We start from the raw sequence: 17,578 nt of genomic DNA on the forward strand, positions 1-17,578 counted from the left end.
ACTCAGCAGGAAGTCGAGCACCCAGCAGGAAAGGGACGGTGGATGCGCCCGGCACCCCGCACCATCCCGCCCGCCGGCCACCGGCTCGCGGGCACGCTCGTCGTGCTCCTCGCCGTTCTGCTGGCGTTGGTTCCCGCCGACACCGCGCGCGCCGCCTCCGCTCCGGCGCCCCACCCCGCCCCGGCGGCCACGAGCGCCGAGCGCCCGGACACCGCTCCCCACGCGGACGACGCGTGGGCCGCCGCCCGCGCGGCCTGGGCCAGGGCCCGGCACGACCACCTCGGCGAGCGCCCCTCCCTGCCGGATCACCACGCCACCCACCCTCGCGGTACGGATACCGGCCCGGCTGCCGGCACCCGCACAGCAGGGCCTTGCGCATGCGCACCCGTCCCTTCCGGCCGATGGGCCCAGCAGCGCGGCCGGGCACCTCCGGCGTCCCCCGGCACCTGACGCAACCCATCACCCTTCTTCCGCCGCGGCCGCGTGCGCCGCCGCCGCGGCATGCCTGCCGGAGGCTCGTGTTGAAACGCCGGAACAGCCGGAACAGCCGGAACAAACGGAACAAGTCGCTGCGCCTGCGGGTGCTGCTCACCCTCGTCGTGATCGCCGGATCGCTGGCCATCGCCCTCACCACGCCGGTCCGCCTCGGCCTCGATCTGCGCGGCGGCACCCAGATCATGCTGGAGACCCGCTCCACCCCCACCACCAAGGCCGACAGCGCGGCCACCGACCGCACCGTGGAGGTGCTGCGCGGCCGTATCGACGCGCTCGGCGTCGCCGAACCGACCATCGTCCGCTCCGGCGACCACCGCATCCTGGTCGAGCTGCCCGGCGTGCACGATCCGAAGAAGGCCGCCGATGTGCTGGGCCGCACCGCGCAGCTCACCGTCCACCCGGTCCTCGGCCCGGCCGGGAAGTCCGACCGCGCCGCCGCCCCGCCGGCCGATCCGGCCAAGGAGCGCGTTCTGTCGGACGAGTCCGGACAGCCCCTGCGACTGGGGGCCGCCGATCTGACCGGACAACACGTCAAGGGCGCCGACGCCGGCTTCGACCAGCAGGGCGGTGCCGGATGGCATGTCACCGTCGACTTCACCAAGACCGGCCATGACCGATGGCGGAAGGTCACCGCGGACGCCGCCTGTCATCCGGCCGGTGATCCACAGCGCCGGGTCGCCATCGTCCTCGACAACAAGATCATCTCCGCGCCGCAGGTCGACCCCTCCGTGGGGTGCGGGGCCGGTATCCCGGGCGGTACCACCCAGATCACCGGCTCCTTCGACGACAGCGAAGCCCGCGAACTGGCTCTGCTGATCTCCGGTGGCGCCCTGCCCGTACCGGTCGAGACCGTCGAACAGCGCACCATCGGCGCCACGCTCGGCGATGCGGCCATCGAGGCCGCGGCCTGGGCCGCCGTGGTCGGCACCGCGCTGACCGCGCTGTTCATCATCGCCGTCTACCGGTTCCTCGGCCTGCTCGCGACCGTGGCCCTGGCCTGCTACGGCCTCATCTCCTACGCCGCCCTGGCCGCGCTCGGCGCCACGTTGACCCTGCCGGGCCTCGCCGGGTTCGTCCTGTCGATCGGCATGGCCGTGGACGCCAACGTCCTGGTCTTCGAACGGGCCCGGGAGGAGTACGCGGCCCGCAGCCGCCCCAGCCCCCGCTCGGCACTGAAGGCCGGGTTCCGCGGTGCCCTCAGCGCGATCGCCGACTCCAACATCACGACGCTGATCGCCGCGGGCCTGCTGTTCGCCTTCGCCTCCGGTCCGGTACGCGGCTTCGGCATCACCCTGGGCATCGGCGTCCTCGCCTCGATGATCAGCGCCCTGGTGATCAGCCGGGTGCTCGCCGAGTTCGCGGTCGGCCGCCCCGCGGTCTTCCGCCGGCCTCGTATGACCGGGATCGCGAGCATCGGATGGGTGCGCGACCGGCTGCTGCGCCGCGACCCGGTCCCGCTGCGCCGTCCGCGCCGCTGGCTGGCCGCCTCCGCCGCCCTCCTCGTCCTGGCCGCGTCGGGCATAGTCGTACGCGGCCTGAACTTCGGCATCGAGTTCACCGGCGGCCGACTGATCGAGTACGCCACCAGCAGCCCCGTCGACCCCGACCGGGCCCGCACCGCCCTCACCGACGCCGGGTTCCCCCGCGCGGTCGTACAGTCCTCCGGCGACACCGGGCTCACGGTGCGCGCCGAGAAGCTGACCAATACCGAAGAGGCCACCGTCACCGAGACCATCAGCGGCCTCGGCGGTGGGACGAAGAAGGTCCGCGATGAGCTGATCGGCCCCAGCATGGGCGATGAGCTGCGCCGCAACGCCCTCATCGCCCTCTCCCTCGCCCTGGGCGCCCAACTGCTGTATCTCGCGGTCCGCTTCCGCTGGATCTTCGGGACCTCGGCCGTCGCCGCGCTCGCCCACGATGTGGTGATCCTCATCGGCGTCTTCGCCTGGCTCGGCAAACCCATCGACGGGGTCTTCCTGGCCGCCCTGCTGACCGTCATCGGCTACTCGGTCAACGACTCCGTCGTCCTCTTCGACCGGGTCCGCGAACTGCTCGACCGCGACCGCGGAACGCCGCTCGGCCGGTTGACGAACAAGGCGATCCTGCAAACCCTGCCACGGACCGTCAACACCGGTATGGGCGCGGCACTCATCCTCACCGCCCTCGCCGTGATCGCCGACGACACCCTCGCCGACTTCGCCCTCGCCCTGCTCATCGGCCTGGCGGTCGGCACCTACTCCTCCATCTTCATCGCCGCCGCGCTCACCATCGAGCTGCATCCGGACCGGAAGCCGTCACGGTCGTAGCCGGCCGACCCGGCGGTCGGGGCCCGCTCGTTCAGCCCTTCACCGCGCCGGAGAGCATGCCGGAGATGAAGTGCCGTTGCAGGAAGACGTACGAGGCGACGACGGGCAGGGCGACGATGATGGACGCGGCAGCCAGCACGGAGTACTGGGTGGTGTGCTCGCTCTGGAAGAAGGCCAGGCCGAGCGGCGCGGTGCGCTTGCTCTCGTCGGTGATCATGACCAGCGGGAGCAGGAACTCGTTCCAGGTCCACATGAACACCAGCATCGCCATCGTCAGCAGCGCGGGACGGCTGGTGGGCACCAGGATCCGCCACAGCAGCCGCCAGTCGGACGCCCCGTCCAGACGCGCCGCCTCGATGACGCTCACCGGCACCGAGCGGAAGAAGTTGCGCATCCAGAAGACGCTGAAGGCGAGGGACTGGGCGGTCTGCGGGAGGATCAGCGACCAGTAGGAGTCGGTGAGTCCGGTGTCGCGCAGATTGAAGTAGAGCGGGATGACGAAGGCTTCGGGCGGCACCATGAGCCCGATGAGGGTGACGTAGAAGAGGAGTGATCGGCCGGGGTAGTCGAAGTGTGCGAAGGAGAAGCCCGCCAGGATCGCCAGGACGGCCGTCAGGACCACCACCGACACCGCCACCAGCAGGCTGGAGGTCAGATAGGTGGCGAAGTGGCCCTGGCGCCAGGCGGTGCCGAAGTTGCCGAGGTCCGGATGGCGAGGCCAGGTGAAGGAGGGCCCGGACTCCGCGGCGGGGGTCAGTGCGGACGCCACCACGCCGATCAGCGGCAGCAGGGCCAGCGCGGCGAAGATCGTGAGGATGGCGTAGTTGAGCACGCGTTCGCGGCTGGAGATCACTTCTCGTCCTCCCGTGGCTGGACCTTGGTGATCAGGAAGGTGAGAAGGAGGATCACCGCGGTCAGGACGACGGCGATGGCACAGGCCGAGCCGACCTGGCCGGTGCCGAAGGCCCGGTTGTAGACCTCGTAGGCGGGCAGGCTGGTGGCGTTGCCCGGACCGCCGTGGGTGGCGACGTACACCAGGTCGAAGGTGCGCAGGGCGGCGATCACGGTGAGGGTGAGCGCGATGGTGATCTGCCCGCGCAGTCCGGGCAGGGTGACGGCGAAGAACTCCCGTACCGCGCCCGCCCCGTCCAGCTTCGCCGCCTCGTACAGCTCCGCCGGGATCTGTCCGATGCCGGCGATGAACAGCACCAGGCACAGGCCGATCTCCAGCCAGGTGCCGGTCACCGTGGACGCCAATGGCGTCCACCCGCTCACCATCGGCGCGGCCACCACCGGTTCCCGCGCCGATGCCGCGAAGGCGTTCTCCCTCCATCCCCTGGTCGACTCGGTGACGGTCGGCCGCAAGCTGCTCGAAGGCTACATCGACCGCATCCCCGAAGTGGCCGCGGTCTTCGGCGGCCACACGTCCTAGCTAGCACGTTGCTTTCCCCGGCGCCGACGTCAACTTCGACGGACGAGCGTCCGTGGTGCGACGTATAGTCCGTCGATGAGCGACGAAGCACCACTGCCGGGCGCGCTCCGGCTTCCGGACGGCTCCTGGGTCCGTGGCCGCGGTCTGCGCCGCCCACGACCGGACGGGCCCCTGCCCGGCTTCGGCCTCTATCTGGGGTCCGCCCGGCTGCGCGACCGGCACGACGGGGAGCTGGAGTGGGAGCGCGCGTGGATCGAGTGGCCCGATTTCCTGCTGCCCCGCGACCGCGACCTGGCCGTGCGGCGGATCCGCGCGCTGCATGAACGGGCGCGGGCGGGTACGTCCGTCGAAGTCGCCTGTGGGGGCGGTGTCGGCCGCACCGGAACGGTCATCGCCTGCCTGGCCGTCCTCGCGGGTGTGTCCCCCGCGGACGCCGTCGCCTGGACGCGTGCACACCATCACCCCCGGGCCGTCGAAACCCCTTGGCAGCGGCGCTGGGTGGCCCGGTTCCCGGCAGGCTGACGGCGCGAAGGCCCGGCGCCGTGGGCGCCGGGCCTTTACGGCTGTCGGTCCGTGGGGTCGCTCAGCCGTGGGAGACGGTCAGCCCGTAGAAGCCGACCCGCGCTCCGTTCGTGGTGCTCTCGGAGGACGACTGGTTGTACGAGCCCGCCTTGAAGTACTGCTTGTACTGGAAGAAGGACGACGGGATGTTGTAGTGCGTCGTGCTGCCGTTGACCGTCAGGTCGATGGTGTTCCCGCCGGAGACGCCGATCGTGTAGTTCCACGTCTTGCCGATCGACACATGGCCCACGTCGTGCAGCGTCTGACCGCCGTCGGGCGAGTTCTCCGTGCCGAGGACGATGTCGCCATTGGCGCGGTAGTACAGCTCCACCAGCGGCTTGGTGGAGGACCCGCCCGAGCCGAGGTGGATCTGCCCGACGCAGACGTTCTTCGTCACCGACACCACACGCAGCGTCGCCTGCAACTTGTGCGAGCCGCTCAGCGACCAGTCAGCGGCGCTGCCGTTGCGGTTCATCTCGCGCAGTTCGGAGCGGGCGTAATTGGAGTTCGGGGTGGTGACGCCCTTCTCCGGCGCCCAGAACGTCATCGCCCCGTCGCGCTTGTCGGTGTAGAAGTAGTCGTCCTGGAATCCGCTCGCCCCCTGGAGCCGGGACGAGGGGATGGTCGTCGGCTTGCCGGGGGAGCCGACCGGCTCCTGGAGCTGCCACACCGACAGGTCGAAGTTGCCGCCCGGCGCCTTCGACGGGTCGGCGAAGGTGGCCGTGGGGGAGGCGCCGGCGGGGACCGCGAGAGCCAGGCCACCGATGACGGTGGTCACGGTCGCCAGCGCGGTGAGCAGCGTTCGGATGCGCATGGGAGTGCCTTCCCGTGGGGGGTGGGATGACCTCGGCGTTCATGTAGGTGAAGAGTGTGTTTCGTTATGAACGACGAGACCTGTCGTGACGGTAGAGTCGTGGTGTGTCCGCGTCAATCCTCTGGGCGGAGGAAAGCCGCCCAGGGCCGCCTCATACGCCCTTCAGCGCAAGCGCTGTGCCTTCTCGTGGAGCGGCTCGGTGAGCGCGGTGGTGAACCGCGGTCCCACCAGATGACGTACGCACGCCGGGTCCCCCTCGTCGTCGCAGCCCGCGCCGGTGGCGTCCATACGGCCGGACTGCGTGTTGACGCCGACCAGGGCGCCGTGTCCCGTGGTGGCCGAGAAGCCGCTGAAGCGCGGGCCGCCGCTCGCGCCGCCGCCCATGACGCACGGCGCGCCCCAGATGCCTTCGGGCTCCGGGAAGTCCGGGGTGCCCGGGTACTCCCGGGGCGTTCCCTGGCAGTACGCCATCGCCCTGCCGGTGTACTCCGGCAGCCCCTCGCGGGCGGGGTCCGACGCGGCACGGGGGTAGCCGAACTCGAAGGCCGTACGGTCGCCGGGCACATCGAACGCGATGTCCTGCGCCGTGCCCGCGGCTTCCTCGGCGGTCTGCCCGCGCTCGTTCCGGCCGAGTACGGCGAACGCCTGATCGTGGCTGTCGTAGGTGACCGGGTCGGTCTGGTTGTTTTCCAGCCAGATGGAGTTGAGGACGCCCCAGCGGACCACGAACGCGCCCAAGGGGGCCTCGCCTTCGCGGTAGCCGGGGACGAACATGGCGTTGCTCTGCCACTGGTTGTTCTCGCCCAGCAGGTCGGTGTTGTTGAGGCAGTGGGCGGCCGTGGCGACCGTGCCGTGGTTCGCGCTCCTCACGAGCGTCGCCGTGCAGCTCGCGTCCTCGCCGTGGTCGGTGAAGAAGAGCCGCCCCACCGTGGTGGTGACGGCGCCGCCGCCCTTCCACCGGGCTCCGTCGGCCGCGTCGTGGGGCGGGTTGTCGGAGAGCGGGGTGTTCAGGGCCGCGATGCGCTCCGGGGTCCAGTGGGCGCGGACGCGCCGCTCGTCCTGGGCCGTCGACGCCATCGCGTGGACCGCCACCTTCACTTCGGCCGGGGAACCGGCCTTCGGTGCGGCGTCGGGCGAGGACACGGCCCCGGCGGCGGGCGCGAGGACTCCGGCGATCGTGGCCGCGGCGGCCAGCGCGGTCGCCGTACGGCGGGTGCGTAGGCGCGCGGTGGCGGTCCTGGGGTGCGTCATGCGCATGATGCTCCGTTCGCTGGGATGGAAGGGCGTTCATGTCGTCAGACGTGCGGCGGGGGCCGAGGTTGCGAGTGGGGCGACGACATGTCACTGGGACACCGGCAACTGAGACGGCGTCGGCTTCCCGCGCACTCCGCCAAAACGAACTGTCACTCGGCCACGCCGTGCGATATGTTCCGCACGGCGACTCCTCCGACCTGCCATAAGGACTGAAGCCCATGGACTCGGCGTCCCCCAGCGGCCGCCGTCGGCACTGAGCGATCGGTGCCACACCGCGTCTCCTCACGGCGGCCCCACGCGTTCGCGCACCGTTTCCGCTTCCCGCGGCGCCTTCCGCCGCGTTTTCCCGTGAGGTTCATATCACCATGGGCACTGACGTCCAGAGCTTTGCCGTCGCCAACCTCCGCCGCCGCCCCGTGCTCGTCGAGACCGGGGGCTTTGTGGCGGGGTTCGACCCCGGCACCACCAGCCCGTACATCAACTACGCGACCCCTCTCCCCGGCGTCCGCCCCACCGCCCGGGACGTCATCGAGCTGATCGAGGCGTTCCGGGTGCGCGATCTCAAGCCGCGGCTGGAGTTCGCGCCGGACGCCGCACCCGCCGTGGAGCCCGCGCTGTGCGCGGCGGGGTTCACCGTGGAGGCGGTGCACGCGTATCTGGTGTGCACCCCGGAAAGGCTCGCGATTCCCCAGGGCACGGCTGCCCTTCCGGTGGCGGTTCCGTCCACGGACGAGGACTACCTGGCGATCGACGCCACGCTGTCCGAGGCGTTCGCGGGCGAGTTCGCCGCCTCCCCGGAGGGGGCGGCCCGGCTGCGCCGCGTCCAGGAGCACGGGGGCGCGGTCCGGTTCGTCCGGGCACCCGACGGGGGCTGCGCCGGAGGGGCCACCTGCTCGGCGCCCGCCGTGGGCACCGCGGAACTGGCGGGCGTGGGCACCCGGCCCGCCTTCCGCGGCCGGGGCATCGCCGCCGCGGTCACCGCCGGGCTGACGGAGACGATGTTCGCCCGAGGGGCCCGGTCGGTGTGGCTGGAGTACTCGGGCGAGGGCTCCCGCCGTGTCTACGAACGCGTCGGCTACCAGCCCCGGGGCACCCGCCTGTACATGAGTCTGGAGAGCTGAGAGGGGAGGGGCGGGTCGTTCTACGGATGCCCCTCTTCCGGCCCTTTTCGGCTCTCTTCGGCCCCGCGCCAGGGCTTACCGGGGGGCCGCCGCCTCCAACTCGTCCACGCTTGCGGACATCACCGTGCGGACATGGGCCGTGAGGTGCTCGATCGGCCAGTCCCACCAGGCCAGGGCCAGCAGCCGGGCGATGTCCGCGTCGTCGTAGCGGCGGCGGATGAGCCTGGCCGGGTTGCCGCCGACGATGCCGTAGTCGGGAACGTCGTCCACCACCACGGAACCGGAGGCGATGACCGCCCCATGGCCGATGCGGACGCCGGGCATCACCGTCGCCCGGTAGCCGAACCAGACATCGTGGCCCACCACGGTGTCGCCCCGCCCCGGCAGACCGGTGATCAGGTCGAAGTGGTCGGCCCATGACCCGCCCATGATGGGGAAGGGGAAGGTGGAGGGGCCGTCCATGCGGTGGTTGGCGCCGTTCATGATGAACCGCACCCCTTCGCCCAGCGCGCAGAACTTCCCGATGACCAGCCGCTCGGGCCCGTAGTGGTACAGCACATTGCGGGTCTCGAAGGCGGTGGGGTCATCCGGGTCGTCGTAGTACGAGAACTCCCCGACCTCGATCAGCGGCGAGGTGATCAGCGGCTTCAGCAGCACCACCCGCGGCTGCTCGGGCATCGGGTGCAGCACCGTCGGATCGGCGGGTATGGCCGGCATCGCGTATCGCCCTTTCTTCCCTCAGGGGAGGTTTCGCGACATGATCGCAATTTTGGCGCCCCGGTGTCGCGTGCATTCCGCGGGGCGCCCGCGAGGCAACCCGGGAGTGCTCCCTGGAGTCCTTGAGCGGTGAAGCCTTCGTCCGCGTCCGTACCCATATCCCCGTCCGCGTCCCTGCCCGTATCCATGTCACCGGTGTCCGTCGCCCGTGTCCGCTCGATCCGCCCCGCGAGGTGCCGCCGTGCGTCCGTCCGTTCCCGTCGCCGCCGTGGCCGTGTCCGTGCTGCTGCTCGCCGGGTGCAGTGAGGGCGGCCACGGGGGTCGGGGGCCCGTGGAGGGGGCCACGAAGGGAGCGGCCGGTGCGCCGCTGGGGGACTTCAACGGCGACGGCTACGACGACTTCGCCACCGCCATCCGCCCCACCAGCGCCTCCCGGGGACCGCTGCCCGCCCGCCTCGCGGTGGTCTACGGCTCGGCCCACGGCCTCGACCCGCGCCACCACCTGGTGGTCGACGGCGCCGAGGACGACTATGTGGGACCCCTGCTGCGGACCGACCTCGACGGGGACGGATTCGCCGATCTGGTGGTGGCGCGGTTCCGGCACGGGAGTTCGCCGGGGGCCGAGCGGGTGGGGCAGACCGTCGTGCTGCGCGGCGGCCCCCGGGGGCTGGCCGCGCCGCGCCCGCTCGGGGGTGGCACCGCCGGACTTCTGGCGCTGGCCGCCGGGGACTTCGACGGGGACGGCGCGGCCGACCTGCTGGCCTCGACGGCCGACGGCCGGGGCGCGGTACGGGTGCTGTACGGGCCGTTCGGCACCGGGGCCCGCCCCGCCCGTACCGCCCCGCTCCCCACCGACCGGCCCCGCCGCACCGCGCCCGCCAGCGCCACCGCAGGGGACTTCGACGGCGACCACCGCACCGATGTGGTGCTGACCTACCGCTACGACGTCGGACAACTGGATCAGCCGGATCAGCCAGATCGGCCGGATCGCCCGGACCAGCCGGAGCCCGACGACACCGCCCCCCTCGACACCCCCGTCGCCCACTACCGCGGCGGGCCCGAGGGCCTGGTGCGGGACCAGCGGCCCGAGGCGCGCCTGGCCCACGCCCTCGGCACGGAGGGCGGTCCGCGCGAGCCCGCGGCCGGTGACGCCGACCACGACGGGATCGACGATCTGCTCGCGCCCGGCCAGGGGACCCTCGGCCCCGGCCGGCACCGCGGCTCCGGGCGGCTGACTGTCGTCCACGGCGCCAGGTCCGGGCTGGGCCGGGGGCGTTCGGACCTCACGATCGATCAGTCCGGTCCGGGCCTGTCCGGCGACGCGCGGCGCGGCGACGGCTTCGGCGGCTCGCCGTCCGTCGGCGACATCACCGGCGACGGCCGCCCCGACCTGGTGGTGGCCACCCCGGAGAAGAACGACGGCAACGGGCGGCTCACCCTGCTGCCCGGCTCACGGCACGGGCGCGGCGGCGAGTACGACCCGGCCGCGGGCGCGCGCGAGGGGGACGGCGGGGCGCAGGCGCTGGACCTGGACACGCCGGGTGTGCCCGGTCGGCACACTCCGTACGGCTCCGATGCCTTCGCCCCGCAGCCGCCGCTGCTCGACGTCGACGGGGACGGACACGACGACGTGATCGCCGCCGCGCCCGGCTACGGCCGGGGCAGGACGGGCGGCTTCTGGGCCTTCCGGGGCACCGACCATGGCCTGTCCACCTCGGACGTGCACCGCTTCACCCCCGCCGACCTGGGCATACGCTTCCGCACTGCCTAAGCGGATCGGCGGAAGTCGGCTGCGGTTCGGTGGCGCCCCGAAGGGGCGCGGGGAACTGCGCGACCAGCCACGACGGCGCCGCAGACGATCGACGGCAGGTCGGGGCACTTCCAGCTAAGCGCTTAGCCCTCCCGGCGGCCGCGCCCCCGTCACCGGCCCGGAATAACGGCGGACGGTGGCGGGGTTACCGTCGATGTGGCATCTGCCGACGTAGGGAAGCGGGTAACGCAGGCATGAGCACTAGCACCGTTCAGCTCACCAAGGACAACTTCGACGAGATCGTGTCCGGGAGCGAATTCGTACTGATTGACTTCTGGGCCTCCTGGTGCGGGCCGTGCCGGATGTTCGCACCCGTCTATGAGAAGGCCGCCGAGCGCCACCAGGACCTGCTGTTCGCCAAGGTCGACACCGAGGCCCAGCCCGAACTGGCCGCCGCCTTCGACATCCAGTCCATCCCCACGCTGATGATCGTGCGGGACAACATCGCGGTCTTCGCCCAGCCCGGCGCCCTCCCCGAGCAGGCCCTGGAGGATGTCATCGGCCAGGCCCGCGACCTCGACATGGACGCGGTGCGCGCCTCCGTCGCCGCCGCGGCGAACGAGAAGCGGGCCATCGACGAGGAGAAGGAGCAGGCGGTCGCGGGCGAGGAGAAGGCATCCGGCGACCGTGGCTGACCTGCTGCTGGTCCGGCACGGCGAAACCGAGTGGAGCCGGTCGCACCAGCACACCAGCTGGACCGACGTGCCCCTGACGCCGCGCGGTGAGGAGCAGGCGCGCTCCCTGCGTCAGCGGCTCGCCGTCCGGAAGATCGGGCTGATCCTGGTCAGCCCCATGGAGCGAGCCGTGCGGACCGCACGGCTCGCCGGGCTCGAGGACTTCACGGTCGAGCCCGATCTGCGCGAATGGGACTACGGCGGCTACGAGGGCATCACCACCGACGAGGTCCACCGCACCCGCCCCGACTGGGACCTGTGGACCGACGGCGTCCCGCCGGGCGGCCCCGACCACCCCGGGGAGTCGCCCGAGGGGATCGGCGCCCGGGTGGACCGGGTGCTCGCCCGGATCGCCCCCGAGCTGGCGGCGGCGGACGGCGCCGATGTGGTGCTGGTGGCGCACGCCCATGTACTGCGGGTGCTCACCGCCCGGCGGCTGGGCCTGCCCCCGTCCGCCGGGGCGCTCTTCCGGCTGGACACCGCGACCGTGAGCCGACTCGGAACTGAGCATGGTCGCCCGGCCATGGTCGCCTGGAACGTAGGCTCGGAATCGATCTCCGGGCAGGGGGCGACCGACGGCGGTGGCACCCCTGCCGGGTGATCGTCTCCGACCCGTATCTCACGTCCGGCGTGTCATCACCGACAGACGGACGTCACCGACAGGAAGCAGGGAACAGCGAGCATGGCTACGACGCGTACCGCGCACACCGTCTGGCAGGGCAATCTGGCCGAGGGCAAGGGGACCGTCACCTTCGACTCCTCCGGCATCGGTGAGCAGGCGGTCTCCTGGCCGTCCCGCGCCGAGCAGGCGAACGGCAAGACCAGCCCGGAGGAGCTGATCGCGGCGGCCCACTCCAGCTGCTTCTCGATGGCGCTCTCGCACGGCCTCACCCAGGCGGGCAACCCGCCGACCCAGCTGACCACCCAGGCCGATGTCACCTTCCAGCCCGGCACCGGGATCACCGGTATCCACCTCACCGTCGAGGGCACGGTGGAGGGTCTGGACGAGGCCGCGTTCGCCGCGGCGGCCGAGGACGCCAAGAAGAACTGCCCGGTGAGCCAGGCGCTCGCCGGTACGGAGATCACCCTGTCGGCGAAGCTGGCCTGACGTTCTCCATGCGCTGTAGCAGTCCCCAGGTGAACTCCGCCACATAGTGGCGGAGTTCACCGTTCTCCGCCTCCGGTGCGTCGAAGGCGAGCCGCCAGCGGGTGGGCGCCGAGCCCTCCATGGGTCGCGCAGGCGCGAAGGCGCGGGCCACCTCGTCCACCGTGCAGGACCAGGGCACGAGGTCGTCGGCCGTGCGCAGCCGCGGTCCGGGCGCGCCGGGAGCGCGTACCAGCCACTCGTTCCACACCGCCCCGTTCGGCGCGGTGAGCACCTCGAACCGCAGATCCGGCCACAGCGGTACGGACCAGCTCAGCGCCTCGCAGGTCAGATCGCCGATCCGGCGGGTGGCGGTGGACTCGGGCGGACCCAGCACGGCGCGGTAGCGGGCGAGGGCCGAGCGCCGCCGGGGCGAGCGCTGCATGGCCTGCCAGCGGCGGTTGGCCTCGCGCATCACCGCACGTCCGAAGCCCAGCTCGCGCAGTGCGTCCTCGACCAGCCCCGGCTGGTGGTCGGCCATCCGGCGCAGCAGCACGAGGACGAAGGGGAAGGGGGCGGGGAACGAGTCGGCCTGAGGGAACGAACCGGGCGCGGAATCCATGGCTCCTATCGTGGCGCACGGGCGCGTCGTCCCCGTCCCGGGTCCCATGACGTACCGGCGGCGCGTGCTCGGCACAGCGTGCCTTTGCCGGACCATTGCCGGGGGAAGTCCCCTCCGCATAATCTGTGTTCGCGATACCGGCCATCAGCCGGAATCTCGAACGCTTGCCATCTGAACCAGAAGGGGAGGGCGAGCACTATGGGACGCCTGGTGCCCGCGGTGACTCGGGCTCTGGACATACTCGAGCTCTTCCTGGACGGAGACGGCACACTCTCCGCACCCGAGATCACCCGTCGACTCGGACTGCCCCGTACGACGGTCCACGAGCTGGTCACCACTCTGGCCGCCCGCTCCTATCTGGTCCAGGTGCCCGACCAGCCCGGCCGCTACCGGCTCGGGGTGCGGCCGTACCAGCTGGGCAGCCGCTACGCCGAGCAGCTCGACCTGGCCGCCGAGGGCCAGCAGGTGGCCCGGAGCGTCGCGGAGACCTGCGACGAGACCGTGCATGTCGCGATCCTCGAGGGCATGGACGTCATCTATATCGCCAAGGTCGACTCCACCCACGCCGTCCGCATGGTCTCCGCCGCGGGCCGCAGACTGCCCGCCCACTGCACCTCGGTCGGCAAGATGCTGCTCGCCTCCCTCCCGGAGGACGCCCTGGACGCGCGGCTGTCCGGCGATCAGCCGCTGGTCGCGATGACGGACAACAGCATCACCTCCGCCGGTGAACTGCGCCGCCACCTCGACGCCGTGCGCGAGCGCGGTGTCGCGGTCGAGCAGCGGGAGTCCAACCCGGATGTGAACTGCGTGGCGGCCCCCGTACGGGACTCCACGGGAAGGGTGGTCGCGGCGCTGTCGATCTCGGTGCCGACGATCCGCTGGAGCGAGGAGCGCCAGACCGAGTTGGAGGGTCTCGCGGCCAAGGGCGCGGGAGAACTGTCGGTGCGGTTGGGACATCGGAGGCGGGACATATGAGCACACGGCCGTCGCTCGAGATAGCGGTGCGCGCGAGCGCCGCGCTCGGTGAGGGACCCACCTGGGACGCCGCCGCCGGGCGGCTGATCTGGGTGGACATCCTCTCCTCCCGCGTCCACGGCTACGACCCCGCCACCGGCCGCCGCACCACCTTGGCCACCGAGCAGCACGTCGGCGCGGCCAAGCCCCGCGCGGGCGGCGGGCTGGTGGTCAACCTCCGCGACGGCATCGGGGTCTACGGCGCCGACGGCGGCTTCGACTGGCTGCTGCGCGAGCCGGTCCCCGGCCGCCGTGGCAATGACGCCGCGGTGGCGCCCGACGGCTCGCTCTGGGCGGGCACCATGCGCTACGACGAGGCGGCCGGCGGCGGCACGCTCTCCCGGGTCGGTTCCGACGGCTCCCCTACGGAGTTCCTGCCGGAGGTGACGGTCAGCAACGGCATCGGCTGGAGCCCGGACGGCCGTCTCATGTACTACATCGACACCCCCACCCGCCGTATCGACGTCTTCGATGTGGACCCCGATATGGGGGCGGCGGCCGGTGCCGATGGCCCGGCGGTTTCGGGCCGCAGGCCGTTCGCCGAGGTCGAAGAGGGCGCGGGCTTCCCGGACGGGCTGTGTGTGGACGCCGACGGCGCGGTGTGGGTCGCCCTGTGGGACGGCGCCGCGATCCGTCGCTACGCCCCCGACGGGACACTCGATCGGGTGGTGGAGCTTCCGTTCCCGCGCCCGACCGCGTGTGCCTTCGGCGGTGCGGACCTCACCGATCTGTATCTGACCTCGGCACGGGTCGGGCTCGGCGCCTCCGCACCGCCACTAGCCGGGTCGCTGCTGGTCATCGAGGGTGCCGGGCAGGGTCTCGCACAGCCCGCCTTCGCCGGCTGAGCGGGGCCGGACGGAGCCCGGCTGTCCCGGGGACACGGGCCTGACAAGGGCTTTCGTACGATTCTTTGCACAGGATCCTCACCCCGCGTCCTGCTGACCTACCTGCTGGTCACATAACCTGCCCGGCGAAATGGATTACTGCTCTCCCTGCCGCCGCCATCTCAACGGAGCCGTCTCCTGCCCTGGGTGCGGAAGACCCGCCGAGGAACTCGGGCTGCCCTCCGCGGCGGCGGACGCGGGGGAGGTGGGCGGCGGGGGCGATGTGCCCGCGCCGCGGGCGGAGCGACGTGCGGAGCGCCGGGCCGACCGGCGTGCGGGTGCGCGTGCCGAAGGGCGGGCCGACCGGCGTGCGGCGCAGGCGTCCCATGCCGCCGGTGGTTCCGGTGGCACTGGCGATTCCGGTGGCTCTGGCGGCTCCGGTGGCACCCGTGCCTCGCGCCGTAAGCCCAAGTCCCGTGGCATCTTCGGCCACCGCGCCCGTAGGGCCCGCCGGGGCCGGGGGCGCCGAGTGGCGATCATGGCGGCGGTGCTCGGCCCGGTGCTGGCCGCGGTGTTCGTGGCCGAGCTGGCCACCGAGGGGCACTGGCGGGAGTCCTCCCCGGCGCCCAGTCGGCAGGAGCCGGTGGCCGACCGCAGCGGCGGGGTGACGGATTCCGACGAGCCGGTCACCCGGGACCCGGACGACCCCAGCGCGGTCCCCTCGGCGGGGGACGGCGGGGACGGTGAGTCCTCCAAGGGCAAGGACAAGGACAACGGCAAGGACGGCGGGAAGTCCAAGGACGGGGACGGCGACACCTCGCCCGATCCGGACGGGGGCTCGTCCTCCGATCCGTCCGACGACTCCTCCTCGGCCCCGGGCGGCCCCGGTGCGACCCATCGGCCCACCCCGTCGAATCCGAGGCCCACCGCCCCGGCGACCGTCGTGCCGACGCCGACCCCGACGCCCTCGGAGACCTGCACCCGCTTCCTGTGGTGGTGCACCTAGCCGTGTCTTCCGGTGCGCCCGGCCGGGCGCACCGGAGCGTCACGGGCCGGTGGTGTCCGGTGCCCTTACGGCGCGATGCCGAGCATCCGTTTGAGCAGATCGCGCAGGATCGTGCGCTCCTCGTCCGAGAGCTCCGCCAGCGGTTCGCGCGCGAAGTCGAGCGAGCCCCGGAGCCGTTCGGAGGTGGCCCGGCCCGCCTCGGTGGCCGCGGCCAGCTTGACCCGGCGGTCGGCCGGGTCCAGGCGGCGCTCGGCCAGCCCGCGGGACTCCAGGCGGTCCACGATCCCGGTGACGTTCGACGGTTCGCACTTCAGCTGCTGTGCGAGCCGGCGCATCGGCGTCGGCCCGCCGGCCAGCAGGCTCAGCACCCGGGCCTGCGCCCCGGTCAGGGAGTGCTGGGCCGCCGCCTCCTCGTACTCCTCGTGGTAGCGGGCCACGATGGTGCCGATGAGCTCGACGACCTCGAGGGACAGCGGGTCGATGCGGGGCGTCATGCCCACCAGCGTACCCATTTACTTGACAGCATGAAATATCCAGCAGCATGATTGTTTCATCTGCTGGAACGTCGGAGAGGGCCCTTCCACCATGTCCGTCATCCCCACCACCGGCCGTGAATGGCACCTGGTCGCCCGCCCCCAGGGGTGGCCGAAGCCGGAGGACTTCGCACTGCGCGAGGCCCCGGTCTCCGAGCCGGCCCCCGGGCAGGCGCTGGTCCGCAATCTCTACATGTCGGTGGACCCGTACATGCGCGGGCGCATGAACGACGTGAAGTCGTACGTCCCGCCCTTCCAGCTGGACGAGCCGATGCAAGGCGGTGCGGTCGGCAGGGTCATCGCCTCCAACGCGGAGGGGCTCTCGGCCGGCGACCACGTCCTGCACTTCGGCGGCTGGCGTGAGTACGCGGTGGTGGACGACAAGAGCGCCGTCAAGGTCGACCCCGAGATCGCCCCGCTCCCCGCCTACCTCGGCGTGCTCGGCATGCCCGGCCTCACCGCCTACGCGGGCCTGCTGGAGGTCGCGTCCTTCAAGGAGGGCGACGCGGTCTTCGTCTCGGGCGCGGCGGGCGCGGTCGGCAGCGAGGTCGGCCAGATCGCCAGGCTCAAGGGCGCCTCCCGGGTGATCGGCAGCGCCGGTTCGGACGAGAAGGTCCAGCTGCTGCTCGACGAGTACGGCTTCGACGCGGCGTTCAACTACAAGAACGGCCCGGTCGGTGAGCAGCTGAAGGAGGCCGCGCCCGACGGGATCGACGTCTACTTCGACAACGTCGGCGGTGAGCACCTCGAGGCCGCCATCAGCCGCCTCAAGGTGCACGGCCGGATCACCGCCTGCGGCATGATCGCGCAGTACAACGCCACCGAGCCGCCCGCCGCCCCGCGCAACCTCGCGATGGTCATCGGCAAGCGGCTGCGGATCCAGGGCATGCTGGTCGGCGACCACCAGCACCTCCAGGACCAGTTCTTCCGGGAGGTCGGCGGCTGGATCCGCGAGGGCAAGCTGCACTACCGCGAGACCGTCGTCAAGGGTGTGGAGAACGCGGTGGACGCCTTCCTCGGGATGCTCCGTGGGGAGAACACCGGCAAGATGATCGTCGCCTTCGAGGACTGACGGACCGGGAAGGCTTTCGTATCGAGCGGACCGACGACCAACCGGCCCGGTGCCCCTGCCACACGCTGGCAGGGGCACCGGGCCGCGCCCGTCCCCCCTACCGCAGCTCCGTAACGTCGGCCGCACGGTAGAGGCGGGGGGGGGGGGGGGGGAGGGGGGGCGGGGGGGGGGGGGGGGGGGGGGGGGGGGGGGGGGGGGGGGGGTTGCCTGTGGGGGGCGGGCCCGCCCCCCCCCCCCCT

At 72.1% G+C, this 17,578-nt stretch carries 19 protein-coding genes and 1 pseudogene; 13 read left to right on the forward strand and 7 right to left on the reverse strand.

What is annotated here, in order from left to right:
* Positions 1-42: 42 nt before the first annotated feature.
* Positions 43-450, forward strand: coding sequence for a hypothetical protein (locus NQU54_RS39380; protein WP_257635185.1), 408 nt, complete (start codon positions 43-45; stop codon positions 448-450).
* Positions 451-521: 71 nt separating this feature from the next.
* A complete protein-coding gene (gene secD, locus NQU54_RS39385; protein ID WP_257635186.1) occupies positions 522-2,801 on the forward strand; it encodes a protein translocase subunit SecD in 2,280 nt (759 codons plus the stop codon).
* Positions 2,802-2,832: 31 nt separating this feature from the next.
* Here the strand turns inward: secD and NQU54_RS39390 are convergent, their stop codons facing one another.
* Both NQU54_RS39390 and NQU54_RS39395 read right to left on the reverse strand, forming a co-directional pair.
* Positions 2,833-3,654 carry a carbohydrate ABC transporter permease gene (locus tag NQU54_RS39390; protein ID WP_257635187.1) on the reverse strand — a complete coding sequence of 274 codons (822 nt, stop codon included), beginning with the start codon at positions 3,652-3,654 and terminating at the stop codon, positions 2,833-2,835.
* Positions 3,651-4,046: pseudogene (locus NQU54_RS39395) on the reverse strand (carbohydrate ABC transporter permease); the annotation flags it as partial. The pseudogene NQU54_RS39395 and the gene NQU54_RS39390, both read right to left, overlap by 4 nt.
* Position 4,047: 1 nt before the next feature.
* Between NQU54_RS39395 and NQU54_RS39400 the strand changes: the two are divergent.
* Positions 4,048-4,233: a hypothetical protein gene (locus NQU54_RS39400; protein WP_372506263.1), complete on the forward strand. Its 186-nt coding sequence runs from the start codon at positions 4,048-4,050 to the stop codon at positions 4,231-4,233.
* Positions 4,234-4,308: 75 nt separating this feature from the next.
* The gene (locus tag NQU54_RS39405) at positions 4,309-4,755 is read left to right on the forward strand and encodes a protein-tyrosine phosphatase family protein (RefSeq protein ID WP_069866146.1); all 447 of its coding nucleotides are present in this window, start codon (positions 4,309-4,311) and stop codon (positions 4,753-4,755) included.
* Between the two features lie 61 nt (positions 4,756-4,816).
* Here the strand turns inward: NQU54_RS39405 and NQU54_RS39410 are convergent, their stop codons facing one another.
* Both NQU54_RS39410 and NQU54_RS39415 read right to left on the reverse strand, forming a co-directional pair.
* Positions 4,817-5,608, reverse strand: a complete 792-nt coding sequence (locus NQU54_RS39410; RefSeq protein ID WP_069866148.1) for a polysaccharide lyase family 7 protein — start codon at positions 5,606-5,608, stop codon at positions 4,817-4,819.
* A 162-nt stretch (positions 5,609-5,770) separates the two neighbouring features.
* Entirely contained in the window at positions 5,771-6,859 is a 1,089-nt protein-coding gene (locus tag NQU54_RS39415) for a trypsin-like serine peptidase (RefSeq protein ID WP_257635188.1), read from the reverse strand.
* Between the two features lie 368 nt (positions 6,860-7,227).
* Between NQU54_RS39415 and NQU54_RS39420 the strand changes: the two genes are divergently transcribed.
* Positions 7,228-7,983 (forward strand): GNAT family N-acetyltransferase, encoded by a 756-nt coding sequence (locus tag NQU54_RS39420; RefSeq protein WP_257635189.1) that lies wholly within the window; start codon positions 7,228-7,230, stop codon positions 7,981-7,983.
* A 75-nt stretch (positions 7,984-8,058) separates the two neighbouring features.
* Here the strand turns inward: NQU54_RS39420 and NQU54_RS39425 are convergent, their stop codons facing one another.
* Complete coding sequence (locus NQU54_RS39425) at positions 8,059-8,700, reverse strand: CatB-related O-acetyltransferase (RefSeq protein ID WP_257635190.1); 642 nt, start codon at positions 8,698-8,700, stop codon at positions 8,059-8,061.
* Positions 8,701-8,941: 241 nt separating this feature from the next.
* On the opposite strand from NQU54_RS39425, the gene NQU54_RS39430 reads away from it, so the two are divergent.
* The 4 genes from NQU54_RS39430 to NQU54_RS39445 all read left to right on the forward strand — a co-directional run bounded on the left by NQU54_RS39430 (position 8,942) and on the right by NQU54_RS39445 (position 12,292).
* Complete coding sequence (locus NQU54_RS39430; protein ID WP_257635191.1) at positions 8,942-10,471, forward strand: FG-GAP and VCBS repeat-containing protein; 1,530 nt, start codon at positions 8,942-8,944, stop codon at positions 10,469-10,471.
* 233 nt (positions 10,472-10,704) lie between these two features.
* Positions 10,705-11,145, forward strand: coding sequence for a thioredoxin (gene trxA, locus NQU54_RS39435; RefSeq protein ID WP_069866158.1), 441 nt, complete (start codon positions 10,705-10,707; stop codon positions 11,143-11,145).
* Positions 11,138-11,785 carry a histidine phosphatase family protein gene (locus tag NQU54_RS39440; RefSeq protein ID WP_257635192.1) on the forward strand — a complete coding sequence of 216 codons (648 nt, stop codon included), beginning with the start codon at positions 11,138-11,140 and terminating at the stop codon, positions 11,783-11,785. Before trxA ends, NQU54_RS39440 begins: the two co-directional genes overlap by 8 nt.
* 81 nt (positions 11,786-11,866) lie before the next feature.
* On the forward strand, positions 11,867-12,292 hold the full coding sequence (locus NQU54_RS39445) for an OsmC family peroxiredoxin (RefSeq protein WP_102934505.1): 426 nt from the start codon (positions 11,867-11,869) through the stop codon (positions 12,290-12,292).
* On the opposite strand, the gene NQU54_RS39450 is transcribed toward NQU54_RS39445, so the two are convergent.
* Positions 12,267-12,890, reverse strand: coding sequence for a hypothetical protein (locus NQU54_RS39450; protein WP_257635193.1), 624 nt, complete (start codon positions 12,888-12,890; stop codon positions 12,267-12,269). The genes NQU54_RS39445 and NQU54_RS39450 overlap by 26 nt on opposite strands.
* A gap of 198 nt (positions 12,891-13,088) precedes the next feature.
* On the opposite strand from NQU54_RS39450, the gene NQU54_RS39455 reads away from it, so the two are divergent.
* The 3 genes from NQU54_RS39455 to NQU54_RS39465 all read left to right on the forward strand — a co-directional run bounded on the left by NQU54_RS39455 (position 13,089) and on the right by NQU54_RS39465 (position 15,734).
* Positions 13,089-13,865, forward strand: a complete 777-nt coding sequence (locus NQU54_RS39455; protein WP_093705285.1) for an IclR family transcriptional regulator — start codon at positions 13,089-13,091, stop codon at positions 13,863-13,865.
* Positions 13,862-14,749 (forward strand): SMP-30/gluconolactonase/LRE family protein, encoded by an 888-nt coding sequence (locus tag NQU54_RS39460; RefSeq protein ID WP_257635194.1) that lies wholly within the window; start codon positions 13,862-13,864, stop codon positions 14,747-14,749. The genes NQU54_RS39455 and NQU54_RS39460 overlap by 4 nt, the downstream gene beginning before the upstream one ends.
* Positions 14,750-14,879: 130 nt before the next feature.
* The gene (locus NQU54_RS39465) at positions 14,880-15,734 is read left to right on the forward strand and encodes an SCO2400 family protein (protein ID WP_257635195.1); all 855 of its coding nucleotides are present in this window, start codon (positions 14,880-14,882) and stop codon (positions 15,732-15,734) included.
* 65 nt (positions 15,735-15,799) lie between these two features.
* Here NQU54_RS39465 and NQU54_RS39470 read toward each other — a convergent pair whose 3' ends face one another.
* Complete coding sequence (locus NQU54_RS39470) at positions 15,800-16,228, reverse strand: MarR family winged helix-turn-helix transcriptional regulator (protein ID WP_257635196.1); 429 nt, start codon at positions 16,226-16,228, stop codon at positions 15,800-15,802.
* A gap of 91 nt (positions 16,229-16,319) precedes the next feature.
* On the opposite strand from NQU54_RS39470, the gene NQU54_RS39475 reads away from it, so the two are divergent.
* The gene (locus tag NQU54_RS39475; RefSeq protein ID WP_257635197.1) at positions 16,320-17,339 is read left to right on the forward strand and encodes an NADP-dependent oxidoreductase; all 1,020 of its coding nucleotides are present in this window, start codon (positions 16,320-16,322) and stop codon (positions 17,337-17,339) included.
* Positions 17,340-17,578 lie beyond the last annotated feature (239 nt).

Source organism: Streptomyces malaysiensis subsp. samsunensis (genome assembly GCF_024519315.1).
GTDB lineage: Bacteria > Actinomycetota > Actinomycetes > Streptomycetales > Streptomycetaceae > Streptomyces > Streptomyces malaysiensis.

Coding starts and splice junctions, on each gene's coding strand:
- NQU54_RS39405 (WP_069866146.1), top strand. CDS start 4,309: ATGAGCGACGAAGCACCACTGCCGGGCGCGCTCCGGCTTCCGGACGGC.
- NQU54_RS39460 (WP_257635194.1), top strand. CDS start 13,862: ATGAGCACACGGCCGTCGCTCGAGATAGCGGTGCGCGCGAGCGCCGCG.
- NQU54_RS39445 (WP_102934505.1), top strand. CDS start 11,867: ATGGCTACGACGCGTACCGCGCACACCGTCTGGCAGGGCAATCTGGCC.
- trxA (WP_069866158.1), top strand. CDS start 10,705: ATGAGCACTAGCACCGTTCAGCTCACCAAGGACAACTTCGACGAGATC.
- NQU54_RS39380 (WP_257635185.1), top strand. CDS start 43: ATGCGCCCGGCACCCCGCACCATCCCGCCCGCCGGCCACCGGCTCGCG.
- NQU54_RS39410 (WP_069866148.1), bottom strand. CDS start 5,608: ATGCGCATCCGAACGCTGCTCACCGCGCTGGCGACCGTGACCACCGTC.
- NQU54_RS39465 (WP_257635195.1), top strand. CDS start 14,880: ATGGATTACTGCTCTCCCTGCCGCCGCCATCTCAACGGAGCCGTCTCC.
- NQU54_RS39415 (WP_257635188.1), bottom strand. CDS start 6,859: ATGACGCACCCCAGGACCGCCACCGCGCGCCTACGCACCCGCCGTACG.
- NQU54_RS39470 (WP_257635196.1), bottom strand. CDS start 16,228: ATGACGCCCCGCATCGACCCGCTGTCCCTCGAGGTCGTCGAGCTCATC.
- NQU54_RS39475 (WP_257635197.1), top strand. CDS start 16,320: ATGTCCGTCATCCCCACCACCGGCCGTGAATGGCACCTGGTCGCCCGC.
- NQU54_RS39450 (WP_257635193.1), bottom strand. CDS start 12,890: ATGGATTCCGCGCCCGGTTCGTTCCCTCAGGCCGACTCGTTCCCCGCC.
- NQU54_RS39420 (WP_257635189.1), top strand. CDS start 7,228: ATGGGCACTGACGTCCAGAGCTTTGCCGTCGCCAACCTCCGCCGCCGC.
- NQU54_RS39425 (WP_257635190.1), bottom strand. CDS start 8,700: ATGCCGGCCATACCCGCCGATCCGACGGTGCTGCACCCGATGCCCGAG.
- NQU54_RS39455 (WP_093705285.1), top strand. CDS start 13,089: ATGGGACGCCTGGTGCCCGCGGTGACTCGGGCTCTGGACATACTCGAG.